23 protein-coding genes are annotated in these 22,855 nt (G+C 72.7%); 13 read left to right on the top strand and 10 right to left on the bottom strand.

Annotated features, from left to right (window positions below; genetic code table 11):
* The first annotated feature begins 4 nt into the window (after window positions 1–4).
* The 3 genes from ABD086_RS07960 to ABD086_RS07950 are packed head-to-tail and all read left to right on the top strand — an operon-like array spanning window position 5 to window position 1,431.
* Window positions 5–343 carry a hypothetical protein gene (locus ABD086_RS07960; protein WP_343906952.1) on the top strand — a complete coding sequence of 113 codons (339 nt, stop codon included), beginning with the start codon at window positions 5–7 and terminating at the stop codon, window positions 341–343.
* Window positions 321–800: a hypothetical protein gene (locus ABD086_RS07955; RefSeq protein WP_343906951.1), complete on the top strand. Its 480-nt coding sequence runs from the start codon at window positions 321–323 to the stop codon at window positions 798–800. The genes ABD086_RS07960 and ABD086_RS07955 overlap by 23 nt, the downstream gene beginning before the upstream one ends.
* A complete protein-coding gene (locus ABD086_RS07950) occupies window positions 790–1,431 on the top strand; it encodes a hypothetical protein (protein WP_343906950.1) in 642 nt (213 codons plus the stop codon). Before ABD086_RS07955 ends, ABD086_RS07950 begins: the two co-directional genes overlap by 11 nt.
* Here the strand turns inward: ABD086_RS07950 and ABD086_RS07945 are convergent.
* Window positions 1,422–1,877 (bottom strand): TY-Chap domain-containing protein, encoded by a 456-nt coding sequence (locus ABD086_RS07945; RefSeq protein WP_343906949.1) that lies wholly within the window; start codon window positions 1,875–1,877, stop codon window positions 1,422–1,424. The two genes, ABD086_RS07950 and ABD086_RS07945, sit on opposite strands and share 10 nt — an antisense overlap.
* Before the next feature lie 179 nt (window positions 1,878–2,056).
* Here ABD086_RS07945 and ABD086_RS07940 point away from each other — a divergent pair, with 179 nt between their 5' ends.
* The 5 genes from ABD086_RS07940 to ABD086_RS07920 all read left to right on the top strand — a co-directional run bounded on the left by ABD086_RS07940 (window position 2,057) and on the right by ABD086_RS07920 (window position 6,754).
* Window positions 2,057–3,541 carry a fatty acid desaturase gene (locus tag ABD086_RS07940; protein ID WP_343906948.1) on the top strand — a complete coding sequence of 495 codons (1,485 nt, stop codon included), beginning with the start codon at window positions 2,057–2,059 and terminating at the stop codon, window positions 3,539–3,541.
* Between the two features lie 12 nt (window positions 3,542–3,553).
* Window positions 3,554–4,525: an alpha/beta hydrolase gene (locus tag ABD086_RS07935; RefSeq protein WP_343906947.1), complete on the top strand. Its 972-nt coding sequence runs from the start codon at window positions 3,554–3,556 to the stop codon at window positions 4,523–4,525.
* Window positions 4,522–4,716, top strand: a complete 195-nt coding sequence (locus ABD086_RS07930; RefSeq protein ID WP_343906946.1) for a ferredoxin — start codon at window positions 4,522–4,524, stop codon at window positions 4,714–4,716. Before ABD086_RS07935 ends, ABD086_RS07930 begins: the two co-directional genes overlap by 4 nt.
* 94 nt (window positions 4,717–4,810) lie before the next feature.
* Window positions 4,811–5,437, top strand: a complete 627-nt coding sequence (gene eda / locus ABD086_RS07925; RefSeq protein ID WP_343906945.1) for a bifunctional 4-hydroxy-2-oxoglutarate aldolase/2-dehydro-3-deoxy-phosphogluconate aldolase — start codon at window positions 4,811–4,813, stop codon at window positions 5,435–5,437.
* A 69-nt stretch (window positions 5,438–5,506) separates the two neighbouring features.
* A complete protein-coding gene (locus tag ABD086_RS07920; protein WP_343906944.1) occupies window positions 5,507–6,754 on the top strand; it encodes an ROK family protein in 1,248 nt (415 codons plus the stop codon).
* A 16-nt stretch (window positions 6,755–6,770) separates the two neighbouring features.
* Here the strand turns inward: ABD086_RS07920 and ABD086_RS07915 are convergent, their stop codons facing one another.
* Window positions 6,771–7,058: a putative quinol monooxygenase gene (locus ABD086_RS07915; RefSeq protein ID WP_343906943.1), complete on the bottom strand. Its 288-nt coding sequence runs from the start codon at window positions 7,056–7,058 to the stop codon at window positions 6,771–6,773.
* A complete protein-coding gene (locus ABD086_RS07910; RefSeq protein WP_343906942.1) occupies window positions 7,055–8,308 on the bottom strand; it encodes an ROK family protein in 1,254 nt (417 codons plus the stop codon). Before ABD086_RS07910 ends, ABD086_RS07915 begins: the two co-directional genes overlap by 4 nt.
* A gap of 294 nt (window positions 8,309–8,602) precedes the next feature.
* Between ABD086_RS07910 and ABD086_RS07905 the strand changes: the two genes are divergently transcribed.
* The 3 genes from ABD086_RS07905 to ABD086_RS07895 are packed head-to-tail and all read left to right on the top strand — an operon-like array spanning window position 8,603 to window position 11,712.
* Window positions 8,603–9,436, top strand: coding sequence for a sugar phosphate isomerase/epimerase family protein (locus ABD086_RS07905; protein ID WP_343906941.1), 834 nt, complete (start codon window positions 8,603–8,605; stop codon window positions 9,434–9,436).
* A gap of 31 nt (window positions 9,437–9,467) precedes the next feature.
* Window positions 9,468–10,628 carry a levoglucosan dehydrogenase gene (locus ABD086_RS07900; RefSeq protein WP_343906940.1) on the top strand — a complete coding sequence of 387 codons (1,161 nt, stop codon included), beginning with the start codon at window positions 9,468–9,470 and terminating at the stop codon, window positions 10,626–10,628.
* Entirely contained in the window at window positions 10,621–11,712 is a 1,092-nt protein-coding gene (locus ABD086_RS07895) for a Gfo/Idh/MocA family protein (RefSeq protein ID WP_343906939.1), read from the top strand. Before ABD086_RS07900 ends, ABD086_RS07895 begins: the two co-directional genes overlap by 8 nt.
* Window positions 11,713–11,725: 13 nt before the next feature.
* Here ABD086_RS07895 and ABD086_RS07890 read toward each other — a convergent pair whose 3' ends face one another.
* From ABD086_RS07890 to ABD086_RS07860, 7 genes are all read right to left on the bottom strand, one after another.
* Window positions 11,726–12,700, bottom strand: coding sequence for an electron transfer flavoprotein subunit alpha/FixB family protein (locus ABD086_RS07890; protein ID WP_343906938.1), 975 nt, complete (start codon window positions 12,698–12,700; stop codon window positions 11,726–11,728).
* Complete coding sequence (locus ABD086_RS07885; protein ID WP_343906937.1) at window positions 12,697–13,461, bottom strand: electron transfer flavoprotein subunit beta/FixA family protein; 765 nt, start codon at window positions 13,459–13,461, stop codon at window positions 12,697–12,699. Before ABD086_RS07885 ends, ABD086_RS07890 begins: the two co-directional genes overlap by 4 nt.
* A gap of 5 nt (window positions 13,462–13,466) precedes the next feature.
* On the bottom strand, window positions 13,467–15,524 hold the full coding sequence (locus tag ABD086_RS07880; RefSeq protein ID WP_343906936.1) for an oxidoreductase: 2,058 nt from the start codon (window positions 15,522–15,524) through the stop codon (window positions 13,467–13,469).
* 1 nt (window position 15,525) lies between these two features.
* On the bottom strand, window positions 15,526–16,311 hold the full coding sequence (locus ABD086_RS07875) for an SDR family NAD(P)-dependent oxidoreductase (RefSeq protein ID WP_343906935.1): 786 nt from the start codon (window positions 16,309–16,311) through the stop codon (window positions 15,526–15,528).
* Between the two features lie 94 nt (window positions 16,312–16,405).
* The gene (locus tag ABD086_RS07870; protein ID WP_343906934.1) at window positions 16,406–17,398 is read right to left on the bottom strand and encodes an ABC transporter permease; all 993 of its coding nucleotides are present in this window, start codon (window positions 17,396–17,398) and stop codon (window positions 16,406–16,408) included.
* Entirely contained in the window at window positions 17,395–18,945 is a 1,551-nt protein-coding gene (locus ABD086_RS07865; RefSeq protein ID WP_343906932.1) for a sugar ABC transporter ATP-binding protein, read from the bottom strand. Before ABD086_RS07865 ends, ABD086_RS07870 begins: the two co-directional genes overlap by 4 nt.
* 94 nt (window positions 18,946–19,039) lie before the next feature.
* Window positions 19,040–20,104, bottom strand: coding sequence for an SIS domain-containing protein (locus tag ABD086_RS07860; RefSeq protein ID WP_343906931.1), 1,065 nt, complete (start codon window positions 20,102–20,104; stop codon window positions 19,040–19,042).
* 133 nt (window positions 20,105–20,237) lie between these two features.
* Between ABD086_RS07860 and ABD086_RS07855 the strand changes: the two genes are divergently transcribed.
* Together ABD086_RS07855 and ABD086_RS07850 are read left to right on the top strand one after the other, a co-directional pair.
* Complete coding sequence (locus tag ABD086_RS07855) at window positions 20,238–21,626, top strand: aminotransferase family protein (protein ID WP_343906930.1); 1,389 nt, start codon at window positions 20,238–20,240, stop codon at window positions 21,624–21,626.
* The gene (locus ABD086_RS07850; RefSeq protein ID WP_343906929.1) at window positions 21,616–22,851 is read left to right on the top strand and encodes an aminotransferase class V-fold PLP-dependent enzyme; all 1,236 of its coding nucleotides are present in this window, start codon (window positions 21,616–21,618) and stop codon (window positions 22,849–22,851) included. Before ABD086_RS07855 ends, ABD086_RS07850 begins: the two co-directional genes overlap by 11 nt.
* Window positions 22,852–22,855: the final 4 nt, after the last annotated feature.

Below are 22,855 nucleotides of genomic sequence, written 5' to 3'. Positions count from 1 at the left end.
ACCCGTGCTCACCCCCATCCTGATGGTGGCCGGAGGCGTCCTCCTGGTGGCCTGGAACGCCTGGCAGCGGGCCGGGCGCACCCCCGCCGCCCGCGCCTGGACCCGCAGCATGCAGGGGACCTGGAAGCGGCGCTCGGTGCTGGTGGTGCGGCCGCTCATCGCCGCGGTGCTGATCCTCGGCGGCCTCGCGGTCCTCCTCGCCGACACTCCCGCCGCGGTCCCTCTCGGCCTGGCCACGGGCGGCTGCCTGCTCGTCCTGGCCGGCTACCTCCTCCTGCCCCTGCCGGTCCCTCGGGCGATCCAGCCCCACTGGAGCCGCGATGAGCGACCCGTCGCCGGCTGACCGGCTCGTCGTCCCGCCGGGGTGGGAGGTGGTCGACCGGCCGGCCGCAGGCGTCGCGCTGGTCGCGCTCGAGCCCGAGCGCGCCCCGGCCGCGGGCGACCGGGCGCCGTTCCGCTCGAACCTCGTGGTCACCGCGGTCCCGACCGGCGGCCTCGACTTCCGTGACTGGCAGGCGGGCAGCGACGAGATCCTCGACCGCGCGCTCACCGACTACCTCCTGGTCGACCTCGAGCGCCTCCAGATCGACGGGCTGCCCGGCGGCCGCCGCCTGGCCCACCACACCGGACCGCACGACGAGGCACTCACCCTCGAGCAGTGGTTCGTACTGCACGAGGGCATCGGGCACACGCTGACCGCCACCGTCGAGACCGCTCGGTACGACGAGCTCGCCGACGTGACCGCGACCGCCGCGGGCACCTGGCGGCCGGCGCTGCCGCGGGGCGCCGATGCTCGTTGAGCTCACCGCGGAGGCCGACCTGCTCCGCACCGACGGCGCCGGCTTCGGCGCGCTCCTGGCGGCCCACTCCTCGCCCCCGGACTCCCTCCAGGACGCAGCACCGGACGTGCGGTCGGTCCTCACGGCGATGGCCGGCGGGCCGCTGGACCGCGCCCTCGCCGTGGCCGCCGCGCCGCTCGTCTCCTTCGTCCTGACCGTCGCCGGCCCCGACACCAGGCTGGTGCACCGCGCCTGGCTGAACGGGTCCGGGTGCGCCCTGCTCCTCGGCGTCCACGAGGACCTGTTCCAGCTGGTCCCGCACGACCCGGCGTTCCTCACCGCGGCCCTGGTCCGGCTGGCCCGCCTCCGCCCCCGCCGCCGGAGCGCGGAGCCCACCTCGGCGCCCGCCGACGACGGCACGGTCCGGGCGCTCCTCGCCCCCGATCCCGGCACCCGACGCGTCGCGCTCGACCGGCTCGACGCCGGCTACGCGTGGCAGCTGCGCGGCCCCGACGGCGCGACGCTCACCGTGGTCGACGGCCGGTCGGGCGTGCGCGTCCACGTGCCGGAGACCGGCACGTTCGAGCCGACCACCAGCACCGCCATCTACCGGGTGCTGTCCACGGTGGTCCCGCCGCCGGGTCAGGCCTGACCGCGCTGGACCTCCACGGTCGCGGCGTCGACTCCCAGCGCCTCGAGGGCCGCGGCGCCCATCGCCGCCAGCTCTCCCGCGCCGGCGGCCGGTACCGTCCGCCAGAAGTTGGGGTAGCCCGGCTGGGTGCCGGTCGGGTCCGCATCGCCCGGGGCGAGCCAGCCGGCCGCCCGGATGGCGGCGACCTGCTCGGCAGTCGCCGGCCAGTCACCGCCGAAGCCCTGCGCACCCACGCACTCGGCGTACAGCCACTCGTCCGCGAGCCGGAACTGCACGTAGCGGGTCGGAGGCGGAGTCGCCCGGCGGCCGAACCTGCGGCGCGGGGTGTCGACCGGGCGCGCGGGCTCGCCGACGACGAGGAACTCGCCGTCGGCCAGCTCCTCGATCGTGGCACGCAGGCGCGCGACCACGGCGTCCCGGTCGGCCTCGCTCCACCCAGCGCCCACCAGGCGACGGTACCGGCTTCGCGGGTCCCGGCGCTCCGACGACTTCGGCACGGGCGAGCACCTCGTCTCCCCCGCCGAGGGCGGTGGCTACTGGTTGACATATGTCTGTGACCTACATATTTTCTGCGGCTACCGACTAAAAGTCGTCCCGACACCCCGAGTGATCCGGAGGGATCTCGATGAAGACCGGGCAGGCATCGATAGCGAGCGCGGGAGACCCGGTCGGACGCGACTACCGGCTCACGGGCGAACGGGCCAAGCAGGCGGTCCGGCTCGGACTCACCGACGCCGAGTGGTACCGCCCGCCGATCGACCCCGACCGGCTCCGCGAGCTGATGACGCGGCGCAACGGTCCCGCGATCCGGGACACCGCGCTCTGGCTCGCCCTGCTCGTGGCCAGCGGGGTGCTCGCCTACCTGGCCCTGGGCAGCTGGTGGGCCGTGCCGGCCTTCGCGGTGTACGGCGCGCTGTACGGCGGGGCGGCGGACCCCCGCTGGCACGAGAACGGTCACGGGACCGCGTTCAAGACCCGCTGGCCCAACGACGTGGTCTACGCGCTGGCCTCGTTCATGCTGCTGCGCGAGCCGACCCTGTGGCGCTGGTCGCACGTCCGGCACCACTCCGACACCATCATCGTGGGCCGGGACCCCGAGATCAGCTTCCCGCGGCCGTTCCGGTTCCGCTCGGTGCTGCCGAACTACCTCAACCTGATCAGCGGGCCCCGGATGCTGCTCCGGATCGGCCAGCACGCCCTGGGCAGGATCGACGAGGACACCCGCGAGTTCGTCCCGGAGGAGGAGCTGCCCCGCGTCGTCCGCGAGGCCCGGGTCTTCGTGGTGATCCTCGGCGCGGTCGTGGTCTGGTGCCTGGCGACGGTGTCGATCGTCCCGCTCCTGTTCGTCGGCCTCCCCTCGTTCTACGGCGTCTGGCTGGTGTGGTTCTTCGCGATCACCCAGCACGCGGGCCTGAACGAGGACGTCCTCGACCACCGGTACAGCACCCGCACCGTCTACATGAACCCGGTCTTCCGGTTCCTGTACCTCAACATGAACTACCACCTGGAGCACCACCTGTTCCCCTCGGTGCCCTACCACGCGCTGCCCGCCCTGCACGAGGAGGTCAAGCAGCACCTCCCCGCGCCGAAGACGTCGATGTTCGACGCCTACAAGGAGATCGTGCTGGCCCTGCGCATGCAGCGTCGCAACCCCGACTGGGAGATCCCCGGACGCGAGGTGCCCGAGGACGCCGGCTACCGCATCAACGGCACGAGGGCGTCCTCCCGGAGCCTGGCCACGAGCATGGCCGTGGCCGCCGGGCTGGAGTCGCGCACCGACCTCGGCCCCGCCGACATCGTGATGCCCGGTCAGGTCACCCGCATCGACATCGAGGACCACACCTACGCGCTGTACCGGACCCGGCGCAACGCGTACGCCCTCACCGACGGCATCTGCACGCACGGCAGCGCCGACCTCTCGACCGGGCACCTGGACGACTGCATCATCGAGTGCCCCAAGCACAACGGGCGCTTCAACGTCCTGACCGGGGAGCCGGTACGGCGCCCGGCCAAGATCCCGCTCGCCACCTACCCCGTCGAGGTCGTCGACGGTCGCCTGCTGGTCGCGCTGCGTGGTTCCGGGCCCCAGCCCGCCGCGGCCGGCTCCTGACGGGCGCCCGCGATGACCCTGCATCCCCAGGCCGCCGCGCTCCTGGAGTCGCTCGCCGCGGCCGGCGGACCGCCCCTGAGCCAGCAGACCGTGGCCGAGGCGCGCCGCGGCGCCTATGGCTTCCTCGACCTGTTCGGTCCGCCGGACCCGGTCCGCTCGGTCCAGCACCGCTTCGTGCCCGGGCCCACCGCCGACCTGCCGGTGCGGGTCTACCGGCCGGACACGGCGGGCGACGGTCCCGCCCCCGCGCTCGTGTACTTCCACGGCAGCGGCTTCGTGATCAGCAACATCGGGATCTTCGACACGCCCAGCCGCGCCCTGGCGAACCGCACGGGGTGCGTCGTCGTCGCCGTGAACTACCAGAAGGCGCCCGAGCACCCGTTCCCGGCCCCGTTCGACGACGCCTACGCCGCCACCCGGTGGGTGGTGGAGAACGCCGAGGACCTGGGCATCGACCCCGCTCGCGTCGGGGTCATCGGTGACAGCGCCGGCGGGACCCTGGCCACCGCCGTGTGCCTGAAGGCGCGCGACGAGGGCGGTCCGGCGATCGCCACGCAGGTCCTCGTGCACATCCCGGCCCAGTTCGGGGTGGAGACCACGTCCATGCGGGACAACGCGACCGGTCTCCTCCTGGAGGCCGACGACATGCGCTGGTTCGCCGGCCACTACCTGTCAGATCCCGCGGACGCCCAGCATCCCTACGCGGCACCGCTCTCCGCACCGAGCCTCGCGGGACTGCCGCCGGCGCTCGTCGTCACGGCGGAGTACGACGTCCTGCGCGACGACGGCGCGGCGTACGCGGAACGCCTGCGCGAGGACGGCGTCCCGGTCAGCTACACCTGCTACCCCGGGATGATCCACGCGTTCTACGGGATGACCCGGCATCTCGACGCGGCCTCCGAGCTGTACGACGAGATCGCCGCGCACGTGCGGCAGTACCTGAGCGCCGCGGGCCCCGCCCGCGGGGAGAAGGAGGAGTCATGAGGATCGAGGCCGACGTCGACGTCTGCGAGGCGTACGGCGAGTGCGTCGCCGCGGCTCCCGCGCTGTTCGCGATCAACGACGAGAACTTCGTCGAGGTCCTGGACGCCTCGCCCCAGCCGGACCAGGCGGCCGCCGCCGAGCGCGCGGTCTGGGCGTGCCCCGTGCACGCGCTGTCGATCGCCGAGGACTGACCCCGCCGACCGGCCGCGCGAGCGGCACCGCCGGGGTCTCACGATCGCGAGACGGCGCCCCGGCGCACCGCCGGCGTTGCTAGCCTTCGGGACCGTGATCGAATCCCTCCTCGACCTCAGCCCCGTCATCCCGGTGGTCGTCGTCCACGACACCGACGAGGCGGTCGGAGTCGCCCGCGCCCTGGTGGACGGGGGCGTGCCGGTCATCGAGCTCACGCTCCGTACCCCCGTCGGGCTCGAGGCGATCCGGCGGATCGCCGCCGAGGTGCCCGAGATCGTGGTCGGCGCGGGGACCGTCGTCACCCCGGACCAGGCGGCCCAGGCCGCCGCGGCCGGCGCCCAGTTCCTGGTGTCCCCCGGCAGCACCGACCGGCTGCTCGACGCCATGGCCGAGACCGGCCTGCCCCACCTCCCCGGCGTGTCGACGGTGTCGGAGACGCTCGCCCTGATCGAGCGCGGCTACCGCGAGCTCAAGTTCTTCCCGGCCGAGGCGGCCGGCGGCGTCCCGTTCCTCAAGGCGCTGCACGCCCCCGTGCCGGCGGCCCGGTTCTGCCCGACGGGCGGCATCACCCAGGCGAGCGCCGCGACGTACCTGGCGCTGCCGAACGTCGGGTGCGTGGGCGGTTCCTGGCTGACCCCCGCCGACGCCCTGGCCGAGCGCGACTGGACCCGGGTCAGCACGCTCGCGGCCGCGACCACCGGCCTCGCGGTCGCCGGCTGACGCCTCGCCCCGCCCCTCCGCGCGATCCGACCCTCCGTCGTCGGCGCGATACCGCGATATCGTGCGCCCGTGCTCGAAGACGATCAGGCCCGCAGCCTCCTCCAGATCCTGGAGCTGGTGCGCTCGGGCCAGGCGCTGACGCGGCCGGACCTGGCCCGCGCCACGCAGTTCGGTCGCGCGGTCGTCACCAGTCGTCTCGAGCAGCTCCTCGACCTGGGCCTCGTCGCCGAGGGTGATCTCCTTCCGGTCCCGCGGGGTCGCTCCCCGCGCGGCCTCCACTTCAACACCGGTCGCGGCCACGTGCTCTGCGCCGACATCGGCGCCCGATCCATGTTCGTCGGGCTCTCCGACCTCGGGGGCCGGATCGTCGACCACGTGAGCGTGGAGCACGACATCAGCCTCGGCCCCGAGCAGACGCTGACGGCCCTCTGCGAGGAGTTCGACAAGATCCTGGCCCGCGCCAAGGACACCGATCTCCAGGTGTGGGCGATCGGGCTGGGGGTGCCGGGTCCGATCGAGCACTCGACCGGCCTCGCGGTGAGCCCGCCGATCATGCCCGGGTGGGGAGACCTCGACGTACGCCGCCGCCTGCAGGACCAGTACGGCGTCCCGGTCTGGGTCGACAACGACGTGAACGTGATGGCGCTCGGCGAGCTCAACGTCGGCAACGCACGGCACCAGCGCGACGTCGTGGTGGTCAAGCTCAGCACCGGCATCGGCGCGGGCCTGATCTCCAACGGGGTGCTCCACCGGGGCGCGCAGGGGTCGGCCGGCGACATCGGCCACGTGAAGGTCAGCGACGACCCGACGATCGTCTGCCGGTGCGGCAACACCGGGTGCCTGGAGGCGCTGGCCAGCAGCTGGGCACTGGGCCGGCAGGGGCAGGAGCTGGTCGACCGGGGCGAGAGCAGCTTCCTCGTCGAGCGGACGGCCGGTCGCGCGGTGACCGGGGACGACGTGGTCGTGGGGGCGATCAGCGGGGACCACCTGTGCATGAAGCTGATGAGCGACTCCGCCCGACTGGTGGGCGACACGCTCGCGCTGGTCGTGAACTTCTACAACCCGGCGCTGGTCCTCCTCGGCGGCCGGCTGATGGCCGCCGGCGACGCCTACCTCGCGACGGTGCGCAACATCGTCTACTCGCGGTCGCTCCCCCTCGCGACCCGCGAGCTCGTGATCGGCAAGGTCGGTCTCGGCAGCGAGGCGGCGCTGCACGGGGCGGCGGCGCTGGCGCTGGAGGAGGTCTTCCGCCCCGAGTACTTCGCCGACTGGGCGGGCCGGCGCTCGACGCCCCAGCTCCTCCCCACCGCCACCTGACCGCGGGGCCGCGGCCTCAACACTCCTGCAGGCGCGTCACCTCGATCGGGCGCGCGAGCAACGGCTGGGCGTCGGCCACCATGGCGGCCAGGTGCGGCAGCGCCAGGTGCACCTCGAGGCTGGCGGCGTCTCGCCACTCCTCGACGAAGACGAAGTGCGCGGGGTCGGCCTCGTCCTGGAAGAGACGGTAGGCGAGGCAGCCGTCCTCGGTGCGGGTGACCGCCACCAGCGGCTCGAGCAGCAGCCGCAGCGCGGCTCCGCTGTCCGGTCGGGCGTGGAAGTGGGCGACGACGTGCAGGGTCATGACAGGCTCGCAATCTCGGGTCGGCCGTACGGGGAACGATGGGGCGCCCAGGCATGGAAGCGCCGGTCGGCGAGGAGCTCGTCGACGGCCATGGCCGCGGCCCCGACCAGACCTGCGGTGGGACCGAGCGTGCTCCGACCGATCGCGAGGCTCCGCGTCGCCAGGGGGAGGGACCGTCCGTAGACGACCTCGCGGATGGTGGACAGCACCAGGTCCGAGCCCTCCACCAGGCCGCCGCCGATGACGAGCCGGGAGGGGTTGAAGAAGTTCACGAGGCTGGCCAGGGTGCTGCCGACGAGCCGCGCGGACCGGGTCAGCAGGTCCAGCGCCAGCTGGTCCCCCTGGGCGGCGGCGGTGACGATGTCGGCGATCTCGAGGGAGGCGGTGGCCGCGATCGTGCTCGTGAGGTGGGGGCCGGCCTCCGCGGCGGCGCGCTCCATCGCCTGCCGCACCAGCGCGCCGCCACCGGCGACGACCTCGAGGCAGCCGGCGTTGCCACAGCGACACGGCTCGTCGTGCTCGACGACCGCGACGTGGCCGATGTCCCCCGCTGCTCCCTGGGCGCCACGGTGCAGGCGCGAGCCGGAGATGACGCCGGAGCCGATCCCGACCCCGAGCTTGACGAAAACCATGTCGGCGACCCCGACGCCCGAGCCGGCCCGGGCCTCCCCGAGGGCCTCGAGGTTCACCTCATTGTCGACCCACACCGGTACGGCGAAGCGCCCGGCCAGGTGCCCCCGCACGTCGTACCCGTCCCAGCCCGGCATGATCGGCGGCGCGGTCGGCCGGCCGCTGGCGAACTCGACAGGCCCCGGAACGCCCAGGCCGATGCCCCAGACCCGGTCGGCGGGCACGCCGGACCGTGCGCACAGCTGCTCCCAGACAGCGCCGAGGCGATCGAGCACGGCCACCGGCCCGTCGGCCAGATCCACCGCGTGCTCCTCCTGCGCCACGATCTCACCGGTCAGGTCGCTGACGCCCGCGGCGAACGACAGGGCGTCGAGCTCGGCGACGAGGACGTGACCGGCGGCCGCCCGGAACCGCAGCTCGCGCGGCGCGCGGCCGCCCGAGGACGACCGGACGCCGCCCTCCTCGACCAGTCCGAGCTCGCGGAGGATCCCGAGTCGCTGGTTGACGACGCCCCGGCCCACGCCGAGACTGCGCCCCAGGTCGGCCCGGGTCGTGGCGCCCAGGGCCCGAACCCGCCGCACGACCGCCAGCACATCGGGCGGGGGATCCAGTTCGGCCATGCGGCGCATATTAGCGGCCAACGCCGGTGTTTTTTTCTCTGGCGATCTTTATTCTGTCGATCAGAGACATTAGAGTCCGAGCACCGTCTCGCCGACCAAGGAGTGGCATGAAGCTGGGCTTCCTCACCGCGTGCCTGCCCGCCCTGGGTCCGGACTCGATCATCGACGACGCGGTCGACGAGGTCGCTCGCCGCACCGTCTCTCCGGTGACCGCGCACTGACGCCGCCCCGGGTGCGGCACCTCCCTATCCACGGCGGCGATCGGCCGTCCCAAGCCAGACCAGGAGTCATCTGATGAAGCTCGGCTACTGCTCGATCACGTGGGGTGGGGTCCTCGGACACCCCGTCGGCGTCACGAGCGTGAAGGACCTGTTCTACACCGGGGTCGGCGACATGGCCGACGCCGCGCGCGACATCGCCGCGGCGGGCTACACGGGCACGGAGATGTTCGACGGCGACGTCGCGAAGTACGCCGACCGCCCCGAGGTGCTGCGGGCGATCCTCGACGACAACCGGCTGGACCTCGTGAGCGTCTACACGGGCGCCAACTTCATCTATGCGGACATCCTCCCCGACGAGATGGACAAGATCCGCCGGGCCATCGACCTCGCCGTCCAGTTCGGCGCCGAGCGCCTGGTGGTCGGCGGCGGCGCGCGCCGGGCGGCCGGCACGACCGACGAGGACTACGTCGCGCTGGGCCGTGGGCTGGACCGGGTCTCGGAGATGGCGGCCGACCACGGGCTCGTGGCGACGTACCACCCGCACCTGACGACGATCGTCGAGAACCCCGACGAGCTGGCGCGGATCATGGACCTGTCCAGCATCGGCTTCTGCCCCGACACCGGTCACCTGGCCGCGGCCGGCGGCGACCCCGCCGCCCTGATCCGCCAGTACGGCGACCGGGTCAAGCACGTGCACCTCAAGGACGTCGTGCCCGAGCCGTTCTCCTGGACCCCGCTCGGCGAGGGGACCCTGGACTTCACCGACATCGTGCGGGCGGTGACCGAGGTGGGCTACGACAGCTGGCTGATGGTCGAGCTCGACGAGTACGACGGGGCGCCCGTGGATGCCGCGCGCATCTCGAAGGCGCACCTCGACGCCATTTTCGCCGAGCTCGGCATCGCCTGAGCCGACCGCCACACCAGAAACGGAGCACACCATGCGACAGCTACGCGTCGGTCTCATCGGGGCCGGGTTCATGGGCAAGGCCCACTCGATGGCCTATGCCTCCATGCCGATGTTCTTCTGGCCGGCCCCGGCCATCCCGGTCCGCGCCGTCATCGCCGAGGCGACCGAGGAGCTGGCCGCCGAGGGCGCGGCCCGGTTCGGATTCGAGTCGAGCACCGGCGACTGGCGCCGGGTCATCGACGACCCCACGATCGACATCGTCGACATCGCCACGCCCAACCACCTGCACCCGGAGATGGCCATCGCGGCCGCCGAGGCGGGCAAGCACATCATCTGCGAGAAGCCGCTGGCTCGCACCGCGGCCGAGGCCAAGACCATGCTGGACGCCGTCCAGAAGGCCGGGGTCGTCAACATGGTGGCGTTCAACTACCGCCGCACCCCGGCGATCGCGCTGGCCAAGAAGTACATCGAGGAGGGCGCGATCGGCGAGATCGTGAACTTCCGCGGCACCTACCTCCAGGACTGGAGCGCCGACCCGGAGTCGCCGCTGTCCTGGCGGTTCCAGAAGGAGATCGCCGGCTCCGGGGCCATCGGCGACATCGGCACGCACGTGGTCGACCTGGCGCGCTACCTGGCCGGCGAGATCACCGCGGTCAACGGCCTGGCCCGCACCATCGTCCCCGAGCGGCCGAAGCAGAGCGGCGGTCGCGACGCGCTCGGCACCTCCCGCTCCGGCGGCGAGCTCGGCCCGGTCGACGTCGACGACGAGATGCTCACCATGGTGCGGTTCGCCAACGGGGCGGTGGGCTCGATCGAGGCCACCCGCAACGGCTACGGCCGCAACAACTTCATCACCGTCGAGGTGCACGGAACCCGCGGCTCGCTGTACTTCAACTACGAGCGGCGCGACGAGCTGCAGGTGTGCTTCGCCGACGACCCGGGCGACCGCCGCGGCTTCCGCACCGTCTACACCGGTCCGGCGCACCCGTACGGCGAGGGCCTGTGGCCGATCCCGGCGCTCGGCATCGGCTACGGCGAGACCAAGATCATCGAGGCCTACGACCTGGTCAAGTGCATCGTCGAGGGCACCGAGGCGGACCCGAACTTCCACGACGGGTGGCGGATCTCGCTCATCGCGGACGCGATCCTCGCGTCGTCGGAGTCGGGGAACTGGATCACGATCGATGGGTGATGGCCTGCGTTCGGGCATCATCGGGGCCGGCTTCATCGGAGGTGTCCACGCGCACGCCGTGCGGGCCGCCGGTGGGCAGCTCGTCGCCGTGGCCGACCACTCCCCCGAGGCGGCGAAGGGCGGCGCGGCGCGGCTCGGCGCCCGCGCTGCCGCCGAGTCCGCCGAGGCGCTGATCGAGGCCGACGACGTCGACGTCGTGCACATCTGCACGCCCAACCACCTGCACGCACCCCTGGCGCGGCTGGCGTTGCGGGCCGGGAAGGCGGTCGTGTGCGAGAAGCCGCTCGCCACGACCCTCGCCGACGCCGAGGAGATCGGGGCCCTGGCCACCGAGCACGGCTCGGTCACCGCGGTCCCGTTCGTGTACCGCTACTACCAGTCGGTGCTGGAGGCACGCGCCCGGGTGCGCAGCGGCGAGGTCGGGCAGCTGTGGCTGCTGCACGGCTCGTACCTGCAGGACTGGCTGTCGACGAGCTCGGACGTCAACTGGCGGGTCGACGCGTCGCTGGGGGGCGCGTCCCGGGCGTTCGCCGACATCGGCGTGCACTGGTGCGACCTGGTCGAGTTCGTCTCCGGGCACCGGATCGTCCGGCTGTCGGCGCAGCGCAAGACCGCGATCGCCAGCCGGGAGTCCGCGGAGCAGGTGAGCACCGAGGACATCGCGACCGTGCAGTTCGAGACCGACCTGGGCGCCGTGGGCTCGGTGGTGGTCAGCCAGGTCTCCCCCGGCCGCAAGAACCGGCTGTGGTTCTCCCTCGACGGCGCCGAGCAGTCGCTGTCCTTCGACCAGGAGAACCCCGAGACGCTCTGGGTCGGCTCGCGGGCCCACGCCTCCGTCGTACCCCGCGGCGTCACGCCGCGGCGCTCGGCCAACCCGCTCCTCGAGCCGCTGCCCCCGGGGCACCCGCAGGGCTACCAGGACTGCTTCAACGCGCTCGTCGGGGACCTCTACCAGGCGGTCTCCTCAGGCTCGGCGGGCGCCCCCGAGGAGCTGCCCGGCTTCGCCGACGGGGTCCGCGCGGCGCGGATCACCCAGGCGGTGCTCGACTCGGTCGCCACCGAGTCGTGGGTGCCGGTCGGCTGAGCGTCGCTTCGACTCAGGCCCCGGATCGCTCGCGCACCAGCGCGGTGATCCGGGGCACGAGCGACGTCAGGTCGCCCACGACGCCGAGGTCGCAGACGTCGAAGATCGGGGCCTGCGGATCGGTGTTGATCGCGACCACGGTGCCGGAGTGCGACATGCCGACCCGGTGCTGGACCGCCCCGGAGATCCCGCAGGCGAGGTAGAGCCGGGGCCGCACCGTCCGGCCGGTCTGGCCGACCTGGTGCGCGTAGGGGTACCAGCCCCGGTCCACCACGGGCATGCTGACCGCGACCGCGCCACCGAGCACCTGCGCGAGCTCCTCGAGCAGCGCGATGTTGTCCGCGCTGCCCAGCCCGCGGCCGCCGGCGACGACGATCTCGGCGGTGTCGAGCCCCGAGCGGCCGGTCTCGCCGGCCCCGTCCGGCTCCGACACCGAGACGTCGGGTCCGACCTCGACCGGCGGCGGCACCGCCACCAGCTCGGGCGTGCCCGCGACCGGCAGCTCCTGGGCGTCCAGGGCCGCGGTCCGGAACAGGGCGAGGGCGGGACCACCGACCCAGCCCACGTCCACGGCCGTGGAGTCGCCCAGCGCGAGGCACCGTCCGACCAGCTCGCCCGCCACGTCGTCGAGCCCGACGAGGTCCCAGCACACCCCCGCCCCCAGGCGGACCGCGAGGGCGCCGGCGACGTCGGCGGACAGCGAGGAGTTCTCGAAGGCGACCAGGTCGTAGGGCTGCTCCCGGTGAAGTGCGGCGACGACGGCGACCCGGGGCGCGGCGGTGGCCGGCAGCCCGGTGACGACCCGCACCACACCGGCGCCGTACCGCCCGAGGACACCGGTCAGGCCCGCGGCGTCGCCCTCGGCCTCGACCGGGAGCAGCACCTCGACCGTCTGGGCCACCCCGGCCAGCGCGGAGAGCACGCCGAGCTGACCCGCGGACAGGGCCCCGGACCGCGGCTCGGCGACCAGCAGCGCACGACGGGTCACAGCAGCCTCCTCTGGGCGAGGAAGTCGACGACGCGCTCGTGCGCGTCGCCGTCGTCCTCGATGATCTCGGCCTCGCCCCGCGCGGGCGCGGGCGCGGCGGCGAGCACGCGAGTCCGCGAGCCGGCGGCCCCGAGCTCGGACTCCGGGACGCCGAGCTCTGCCGGGGTCACCGTCTCGAGCACCGCCTTCTTGGCGGCGATGACGTCGCGGAACGAGGGGTAGCGGGGCACGCAGACCTCGCCGGAGAGCGCCAACACCGCGGGCAGCTCGGCCTCGGCCCGGTGGAGGCCGCTCTCGGTCTGGCGGGTCGCGCGCACGCGGCCGTCCGCCACCGTCACCTCCACCGCACGCGAGAGCACCGGCAGCCCCAGGCGCTCGCCGAGGGCAGCCCACAGCAGGGCGCCGTTGCCGTCCCCGCTCGCCGCCCCGAGGACGACCAGGTCGGGGCCCAGCCCGCGGAGGGCGGCCGCCAGTGCGGAGCTCGTCGCCAGGAGGTCGGCACCCGCCAGCGCATCCCCGGCGACGACGACGGCTCGGTCCGCCCCCATCGCCAGCGCCGGACGCAGCGCGTCGGCGGCGTCCGGGGGCACCATCGCCAGGACGACGACCTCTCCCCCGACGCCGTCCCGGACCCGCAGCGCGGTCTCCACGGCGCTCTCGTCCACCCCGGTCAGGGCGGCGCCGCCGGAGCGGTCGAGCCGCCCGGCGTCGTCGAGGGTGGGCTCCGGCGGCACCGGCTTCACGCAGACGACGATGCGCATCGGGGTCACACCGAGGCCGCGAGCTGGTGCGCCTCGAGCAGCACCGTCTGGATCAGTCGAGCCGCGGCCGCATCGCCCACGCGCTCCACCTGGACGTCGCGGCCCGACTCCTCCACCAGGTCGCAGAGCCGGTGGTAGAGGTCGTCGCGCGAGCGCCGCGCGTACACGGGGACCACGGCCCCGGTCTCCCACCACTCCTCGGTACCGGTGGCGTCGTCACGAAGCAGCGCCCGGCCGGGCTCGACGCGCAGGAGCGTCGTCATCGGCCGCAGCGCGATGCCCTTCGCCGCGGCGCGCTGGAGGAACATCGCGATGTTGGTGCCCTCGAGCTCTCCGGCGACGACCGTCCGCGAGGAGACGATCGTGACCTGCCGCCCGGCATCGGCCAGGTACTCCGCGGTGCCCGCGGCCTCCCAGTGGCCCTGCGCGTCGACGACCAGGACCCGGCCCTCGGGGAGCGGCGCCCCGGCGAGCACCTCGTCGACGGAGTAGACGCAGTCGAGCTCGAGCCCCGGGATCTCCGGGAGCAGCTGCAGCCCCCGGCCGCGCGCGATCGCGGCGGCGTCGGGGTCGTCCTGCGACTGGCGGTGCGCGGGCGGCAGGTTCGGCTGCGACCCGGTCGCCACCACGACCACGTCGGGGTCGAGCTCCAGCAGGTCGTCCGCCGTCGCCTCCACGCCGGTCCACACCTCGACGCCGAGCCTGCGCACGGCGGCCTCCAGGTAGTGCGTGACCTCCGCGACCTCCTCGTGGTGCGGCTGGCGCGCCGCGAGCCGCACCTGGCCCCCGAGGTGCTCGGCGCGCTCGAAGAGCGTGACCCGGTGCCCGCGCCGGGCGGCGATCTCGGCGACCTTGAGGCCGGCCGCTCCGCCTCCGATCACGACCACCGACCGCGGTTCGGCCACCCGCACGAGCAGTCTCTCGCTCCAGAACCGCTCCTGCCCGGCGGCCGGGTTCTGCACGCAGCGGATCGGCTTCTCCTGCGCGACCGCGTGCAGGCAGCCGTCGTTGCACCCGATGCAGGCGCGCACCTCGACCGCCCGGCCCTCCTCGAGCTTGCGCGGCGTCTCGGGGTCGGCGATCAGCTGACGGGCCATGCCGACCAGGTCGGCCTCGCCCGACGCCAGCATGTGCTCGGCGAGGGCGCCGTCCTTGATCCGACCGAAGGCGACCACGGGCAGGTCGGACTGCTTCTTCAGTGCCTGGTTGAGCGGCCGGAAGTAGCCCTGGGCGACCGCGGCCGGGGGGATCTCCATCCAGAAGCTCGAGAAGGAGCCGGCGTCGCAGTTGAAGTAGTCGACCAGCCCGCTGGCCTCGAGACACTCGGCCATCCGCAGCCCGTAGTCGAGCTCGTAGCCGAACGGCGTGTACTCGTGCAGGCAGATCCGGATGCCCAGCGCCCGGTCGTCGGGGAGGTTCTCGCGGACCGCCGCCACGCACTCGAGCGGGAAGCGCATCCGGTTCTCGAAGCTGCCGCCGTACGCGTCGGTCCGGTGGTTGAAGAACGGCGACGCGAAGCTGCGCAGCAGCCCGTCGTGCGCGATCTTGATCTCGATCCCGTCGTACCCGGCCTCGACCAGGTTCCGCGTCGAGGCCGCGAAGCCCTCGATCGCGCGCAGCATGTCGCGGCGGTCCATCGCCTTGGTGGTGTGCGGGCTGGACGGCTCGGGCATCTGGGTGGGCGCCCACAGGACCGGCGGCGGGTGCTCCAGCGACGTGTGTCCGCCGTGGTTGAGCTGCGCGAAGATCCGCGCACCGTGGGCGTGGACGGCGTCGGTGGTGCGGCGGTTCAACGGGATCGTCGCCGGGTCCCACGCCGCGACGTACTTCCGCGACATCTGGCCCTCGGGCATGGTCGCCATGGACCCGTCGACCACCAGGCCGACACCGCCCCAGGCGCGCTCCTCGAGGTAGGCGGTGACGTCCTCGGTCGGCATACCGTGCACGTCACCGAGCGCGTTGAAGTGCGGCTGGAACACCAGCCGGTTGCGCAGCTCGACGCCCCGGATGCGCAGGGGCGAGAACAGGGCGGGGAAGCCGGCCCCCGGCGTGGTCCCGCTCATGTCAGGCGATCGCCCCGTGGCACTGCGACCCGCCGTCGACCAGCAGCAGCGTCCCGGTGACGTAGGACGAGTCCTCCGACGCGAAGAACAGGGCTGCGCGGGCGACGTCCTCGGGCGAGCCGAGCCGGCCGAGCGCGATGGAGCGCTTGGCGGCGGCGATCGCCTCGCCGGGCGTCGTGCTGACCAGGTCGTGGTAGCCGTGCATCATCTCGTTGTCGATGTAGCCCGGGGCGATCGCGTTCACCCGGATGCCGAACTCGCCCAGGTCCGCGGCGGTCTGCTGGGTGATCAGGTTGACCGCACCCTTCGACCCTGCGTAGACCGCCGACTGGCGCAGTGGCAGCACGCCCTGGATCGACGAGATGTTGATGATGCTGCCGCCGCGTGCCGCGGTCTTCATCGCGCGCACGGCGTACTTGGTGGCGAGGAGCACCCCACCCACGTTGATGTCGATGACCCGGCGGTACTCCGCGAAGTCCAGGTCGGTGATGTGCTCGGCGATCCCCGTGCCGGCGTTGTTGACCAGGATGTCGACGCCGCCGTGGAGGTCGACGGCCCTGTCGACCAGCGCCGCGACGGACTGCTCGTCGGCGACGTCGCAGGACACGGCGGTGGCGGTGCCGCCCGCAGCCCGGATCGCGGCCTCCGCCTCGGCGCCCTCGGCCTCGCTGCGTTGGGCGAGGACGACAGAGGCACCCTCGGCCGCGAAGCGCGACGCGATGGCGAAGCCGATCTGGCGGCCGCCGCCGGTGACGATGGCGGTCTTGCCGGCAAGGCGTTGGGTCACGGGTGCTCCTGGTGGGAGGGCTGGTCGGGGATCGGGGTGGAACGCCGGGTCGGGCGGCCGGGGTCGAGGCACGCGGGCCGCCCGACCCGGCTGCTCAGCGCCGCTTCGAGAGGGCCACGGCGAGGATGATGATGAAGCCCTTGACGGCGATCTGCCACGACGAGCTCACGCCGATCAGCACGAGCCCGTTGTTGAGGACGCCGATGATCAGGGACCCGATCAGGGTGCCGATGATCGTGCCGCGGCCACCGAACAGGCTGGTCCCGCCGAGGATGACGGCGGCGATCACGTCCAGCTCGAGGCCGTCCGCGAAGTCGGGTCGTGCCGCGTGGCCCTGGGCGGTGAAGATCAGGGACGCGAGACCGGCGAGGACCCCGGTGAGGACGAAGCAGAGGATCTTGGTCCGGTCGGTGTTGATGCCGCTGTACCGGGCTGCGGTCGCGTTGCCGCCCGTGGCGTACACCTTGCGCCCGAACGTCGACAGGTGCAGCAGGACCGAGCCGATCGCCAGGGCGATGAGGGTCCAGACGATCGGCACGGGGATGCCGGCGATCGTGCCCTCGTAGAAGACCGCCCAGAACGTCCGGTTGTCGACGAGGACCGGCGCGGTGTCGGTGATGACGAACGCGATGCCCTTCGCCACCCCCAGCATGCCGAGGGTGACCAGGAAGCTCGGGATCCCCAGCTTGGTCGTGAGCAGGCCGTTGACCAGGCCGATGAGGGCGCCGACACCGATGCCGACCAGCGCGCCGAGGGCCCAGTTGTCGGAGAAGTCGTTCATGAACAGCGCCGCCGACACGCAGGACAGCTTGAGGATCGACGCCACCGACAGGTCGATCTCGGCGGAGATGATGATGAAGGTCATCCCGACGGCCATGATCGTGACCAGGGTGGTCTGGCGGCCGATGTTCTCGAGGTTGGCGCCCGTGAAGAACACGTCGGACTTGATCGAGAAGAAGATCACCAGCGCGATCAGCGCCAGCAGGACGCCGTACGGGCGGTCGCTGGAGAGAAGGTCGCGTACGGCGGTGCGCCTGCTGTTGTCGCCGGTGGAGGCGGGTGCTGGCGATGACGTGGCAGTGCTCATCTTGCGGGCTCCTGTACAAGGTGGTGGAGGCGCTCTTCGCCCTGGACTTCGGACGAGCGGACGCAGGTGGTGACGCGGCCGTCGTGCACGACGGCGAGGGTGTCGCAGAGAAGCTGGAGCTCGACGAGCTCCGAGGAGACGACCACGACGGCGCAGCCGTTGCGGGCGAATCGGCGGATGATTCCGTAGATCTCGTCACGGGCGCCGACGTCGACGCCGACGGACGGCTCGTCGAGCAGCAGGAGCCGCGGCTCGGGCGTCAGCCACTTGCCGAACACCACCTTCTGCTGGTTGCCGCCGGAGAGATTCTGCAGCCGGGTGTGGATCCCGGGTGCCTTGACGTTCAGGTCGGCGACGGCCTTCTTGGCGCGTCGCTGTGCCTCGCCCTTGGAGAACAGCCCGGCGCGGGTCAGGTGCGGCAGTCGCGGCATCGCGATGTTGGCGGCGATCGTGTCCTCGAGCACCAGCCCCTCGAGGTGACGGTCCTCCGGCACCAGCGCGACCCCGGCGGCGATGGCCTGGTGCGGAGTCCGCCAGCGGACGCTCTTGCCCTCGAACAGCACCTCGCCCTCGTCGGCCTTGCGCAGACCGAACATCGTCTCCAGGATCTCGGTGCGTCCGCTGCCGACCATCCCGGCGAGGCCGAGGATCTCTCCCGGACGCACCTTGAGGTCCACGCCGTTGAGGCGGGAGTTCCGCACGCCGCGCAGCTCGACCACGGGCGCCGCGGTCGACCGGACGCTGGCGTCGTCCTGGAACGCGCTGCGCCGGTCCCCCTCCTCCACGCTGAGCGTGTCGGTGGCCATCCGCTCGTGGCCCGGGCCCACGATCTCGCTCACCAGCTTCTCCATGGTGATCTCGGACGTGTTGTGGGTGCCGACGTTCCGGCCGTCGCGCAGCACCGAGACGCGGTCGCTGATCCGGAAGACCTCCTGGAGACGGTGGGTCACGTAGATGACGCCGACGCCCCGCTTGGTCACCTCGGCGACGGTCTTGAAGAGGATCTCCTCCTCGCCGGCCGACAGGGCCGACGTGGGCTCGTCGAGGACCAGGATCTTGATGTCCCCCATGAGGGCCTTGGCGATCTCGGTCAGCTGCCGGTAGGCGAACGGGAGGGAGTCGACGCGAGCGCTGGCCTTGATCGGGAAGCCCTGCTCGGCGAGGTACTTCTGCGCCTGAGCATGGATCGTCCGGTGCCGCACCAGGCCGGCGCCGACGTGCGGCTCCCGCCCGAGGAACAGGTTGGACGCGACGCTCATCGACGGGATCAGGCTCAGGTCCTGGTAGACCATCGCGATCCCGCTGTCGCGGGAGTCCTGCGCGGAGCGGAAGTTCGTCTCCTTGCCATGGATCAGGACCTCGCCGCCGTCGCGCTGGTTGACGCCGGACAGCACCTTGATGAGGGTCGACTTCCCGGCGCCGTTCTGGCCGAGGAGCGCGTGCACCTCACCGGGCCGGAGGTCGAAGCTGACACCGCGCAGGGCCTTGACCGCCCCGAAGCTGACGGTGATGTCTCGCAGGTCGACGAGTGGTTGCTGCGCTGTCATCAGCGGTCTCCCATAGGCGTGAGGGGGTGGTGGACATGGTCGTCATGAGGCACGGGCGGGGTGTGTGCACCGGAGCGGTGCGGCAGGCGGGAGATCACGACGCCCCTGCGCCCGCGACACTGGCGATGCGGGTCACCTTGGTGAGTCCCGCCGGGGTGTCGGGGTCGGCACCCTGGGCCAGCGCGGCGTCGTGCGCCGCGCGCTGGAGCGGCAGGACGGCGAGGAACGGGGCCCAGTGCGACGGCGTCGCCGGGAGCCGCACGTGCTGCGCCGCGGTGCTGCGGTCCGCCGCGGACACCGTGACGGTGTGGGCCCCGCGCAGCGCGGCCTCCGTGACGGCCTGCTCACCGAGCCGCTCGCCTACGTGGTCGGACGCCGCGAGCAGCACCGCTGTGCGGTCGCTGACGGAGTTGACGCTGCCGTGGAGGAACTCGCTGGTCTCGAACACCGCGACCGGCCGGCTCAGGGTCTCGCGCAGCTTGATGGCGCCCTCCTCGCCGACCGCCTCCGCGTAGCCCTCGCCCGCGCACACGAAGTCCGACGCCGCGGCGACGTCGATGCGGCTCGCCTCGTCGTCGAGCACGGTGGACATCAGGTCGGGGACGGCGTCGGCCGCCTCGCTCAGCAGCTCCGGTCGGCCCGCGGCGGCGATGCCCAGCAGGCAGGCCAGCGACGTCGTGAAGCTCTTCGTGGCCGGGACGGCCACCTCGCGTCCGGCCAGGAACAGCAGCCGGCGCTGCTCGGGAACCAGCCCGGCCAGGGTCGAGTCCGGGGAGTTGGTGACCACCACGAGGTCGGCGCCCCGCTCGACGGCGGCCTGGGCGCCGGCCAGGATCTCGGTGCTCTCACCGGACTGGGAGACGGCGACCACGAGCGAGCCGTGCAGGTCGCCGGAGGCGGACCAGGCCAGGTGGGCCGGCGACATCACGCAGGCCGGCACGCCGGCGAGCGACCGGAAGGCCTCGGCGGCGTAGGTGGAGGCCGAGCGTGACGAACCGCGCCCGAGCAGCAGCACCTGCCGGGCCGCGGCCACGAGCGGCGCGAGGTCGTCCGCGCGCTCGAGAGCCCCGCGCAGCGCCGCGCGCACCCGCTCGGGTTGCTCGGCCATCTCGGCTCGCATCCGGTGTCCCGGCATCGTCGCGGCGGTCGTCCCGTTCACGCACTCCTCTTTCTTGGCGGCCACGACGGCGTCGGTGGCTTCATCCGAGAACCCGTGGCCGTCGTGTGTTGTCAGCGACCGAGACCGGCCCGTAGGGTGGTAATGATGTTACGACGACTCACGAGAAGGTCAAGTGTCTGTGACCAACAAATATGAAGCACATCACAACCCTATTGGGGACCTCGTCGAGGATTCCATCCGGTTCGTATGGCGACACGGCGTAGCCGCCGCCGCGACCCGTGAGGCCCGTGGACCGCTGGCGGTCTCCGCGTCCGGCGTGCACGTGACCGACGCCGATGGCCGCGTCTACCTCGACGGCCTGTCCGGCGGCTCGGCCGCGGCGACGCTCGGCCACGGCCGCGTCGACGTCGCGGACGCCGTCCACGCCCAGATGACCACGCTGCACTGGGTCTCGCTCCGCACCTTCATCAACGAGCCCTCCATCGAGCTGGGCCGCCGCATCGCGGGGCTCACCGACGCGGGTCTCCAGACGAGCTTCTTCGTCTCCTCCGGCTCCGAGGCCGTCGAGAGCGCCACCCAGCTGGCGAAGAGCTACCACCGCGCGAAGGGCAACCCCGAGCGCACCAAGTTCCTCTACCGCAAGACCGGCTACCACGGGACGACCCTGGTCGGGGCCAGCGCGAGCGACAACCAGGAGTTCCGCACCTGGTTCGCGCCCCTCGCGCCGGGCTTCGTGGAGCTGGACGCGTGCTACCCCTACCGGCGTCCCGACGGGATGACCGAGGAGGAGTACGGCGACGCCTGCGCCGACGCGATCGAGGCGACGATCCTGGCCGAGGGCCCGGAGACCATCGCGGGCATCCTCGCGGAGTCGATCCCGGCCGCCCTCGTGCTCGTCCCGCCGGCCAACTACCTGCGCCGCCTGCGCGAGATCTGCGACCGCTACGACATCTTGTGGATCGACGACGAGGTGTTCATCGGGGTCGGGCGCACGGGCCGCTGGTTCGGCTTCGAGCACTTCGGGGTCACGCCGGACATCGTCACCTCCTCCAAGGGCATCACCGGCGGCTACGTGCCGCTGGGCGCGGCGATCGCGACCGGGCGCGTGATGGAGACCATCTACGGCGACGGCGCGGCGACGCAGGCGAAGGTCTCCGGCCACACCTACGCGGCCCACCCGACCGCCTGCGCCGCCGGCCTGGCCGTCCTGGACGCGATCGAGAAGGAGCACCTGCTCGAGTCCACCGCCCGGATCGGCGAGGGCATGATCGAGGCCTTCCGGTCCCGCTACGCAGGGCACCCGAACGTCGGCGACGTCCGAGGCAAGGGCTTCCTGATCGGTATCGAGCTGGTCGAGGACGCGGGCACCAAGGCGCCGTTCGCCAAGCAGCTCGCGGTCGGGCGCCGGGTCATGGACCGCGCGATGGAGCAGAACTTCATGCTCCGCGCGACCGGCGACGTCATCACGCTGTTCCCGGCCCTGGTCACGACGCAGCAGGACGCGGACGACATGGTGGCGGCCACCTGCCGGGCGATCGACGAGGTGCTCGGTGAGCTCTGAGGTCGACGCCCCGGCGGGCTCCGGCACGGGCGACCGCGCGGAGCTGGTCGCCTCCTTCGCCGACGCGCTGCGCAGCACGGTCGTGCGTGAGCACGTCTCGCTGGACGAGGCCGTCCGGATGCAGCACCGGCTCGTCGAGGCTGCCGCCCAGGTGATGGGCTCCGACGAGGTCTTCGTCGAGGACTACGGCCAGGTGCGCGAGCTCGCCACCGTCGGCTTCGGTGGCGGCGGGCGGCCGCGCGCGACCGCCCGGGTCGAGGAGGTGCTCGCGCGGTTCTTCGAGGCCGAGGACGCCGTACTGATCCACGGTGCCGGCACCGGCTCGATCCGCGCGATGCTCAACGGCGTGGTCGAGCCGGGCACCCGGATCCTCGTCCACGACGCCCACCCCTACAAGACGACGCTGCCGGCGATGCGGCACATGGGGCTGGACGTCGTCTACTCCAGCTTCGACGACCGGGCCGGCCTCGAGTCGGCCCTGCGCGAGAAGCGACCGCAGTCGGTCTACCTCCAGCACGTCCCCCAGCGGCTGGGCGACAACCACGACCTCGGCGAGGTGATCTCGCTGGTCCGCGAGGTGTGCGGCGACGACGTCCGCGTCCTCGTCGACGACAACTACGCGGTCATGCGGTCGCCCCGGATCGGCGTGCAGCTCGGGGCGGACGCCTCGGCGCTGTCGCTGTTCAAGCTGTTGTCGCCCCACCCGATCGGCGCCGTGCTCGCCGACTCGGAGCGCGTCGGCCAGATCCGCCGCGACCTGTCGTCGGCCGGCTGCCAGATCCAGGGCCCGCACGCCATGGCCGCGCTCCGCGCCCTGGTCTTCGCACCGGTCGCGCTGGCGGTCCAGAACCAGACGGTGCTCGACGTCGCGGCCACCGTGAACGCCGAGGCGGGCAGCGGGGACTACCCCTACCTCGCCGGCGCCTTCGCCGCGCAGCCCGGCATCCGGTGCACGGTGCTCCTGTTCGACCGCCCGGTCGCCGAGGAGTTCCTGCGGTCGGCCTGGCGCAACGGCTCGCCGAGCCAGTCGGTGGGCGAGGAGGCGCAGTTCGAGTTCCTCCCGCTGTTCACCTACCTGACCAGCACGTTCTTGAAGTCCTCACCGGGGCTGGAGCGGTACGCCGTCCGCGTGAACCCGATGCGCGGCGGCCCGGAGACGGTCCTGCGTGTCCTCCGGGACGCCCTGGCCGACCCCGAGTTCCGCGCCGCAGCGGCCTCCGCCTGACCGC

This window comes from Nocardioides aquiterrae (genome assembly GCF_039526625.1).
GTDB lineage: Bacteria > Actinomycetota > Actinomycetes > Propionibacteriales > Nocardioidaceae > Nocardioides > Nocardioides aquiterrae.
Note: the sequence above shows the minus strand (reverse complement) of the source record. Positions and strands in the feature narration are given on the sequence as shown.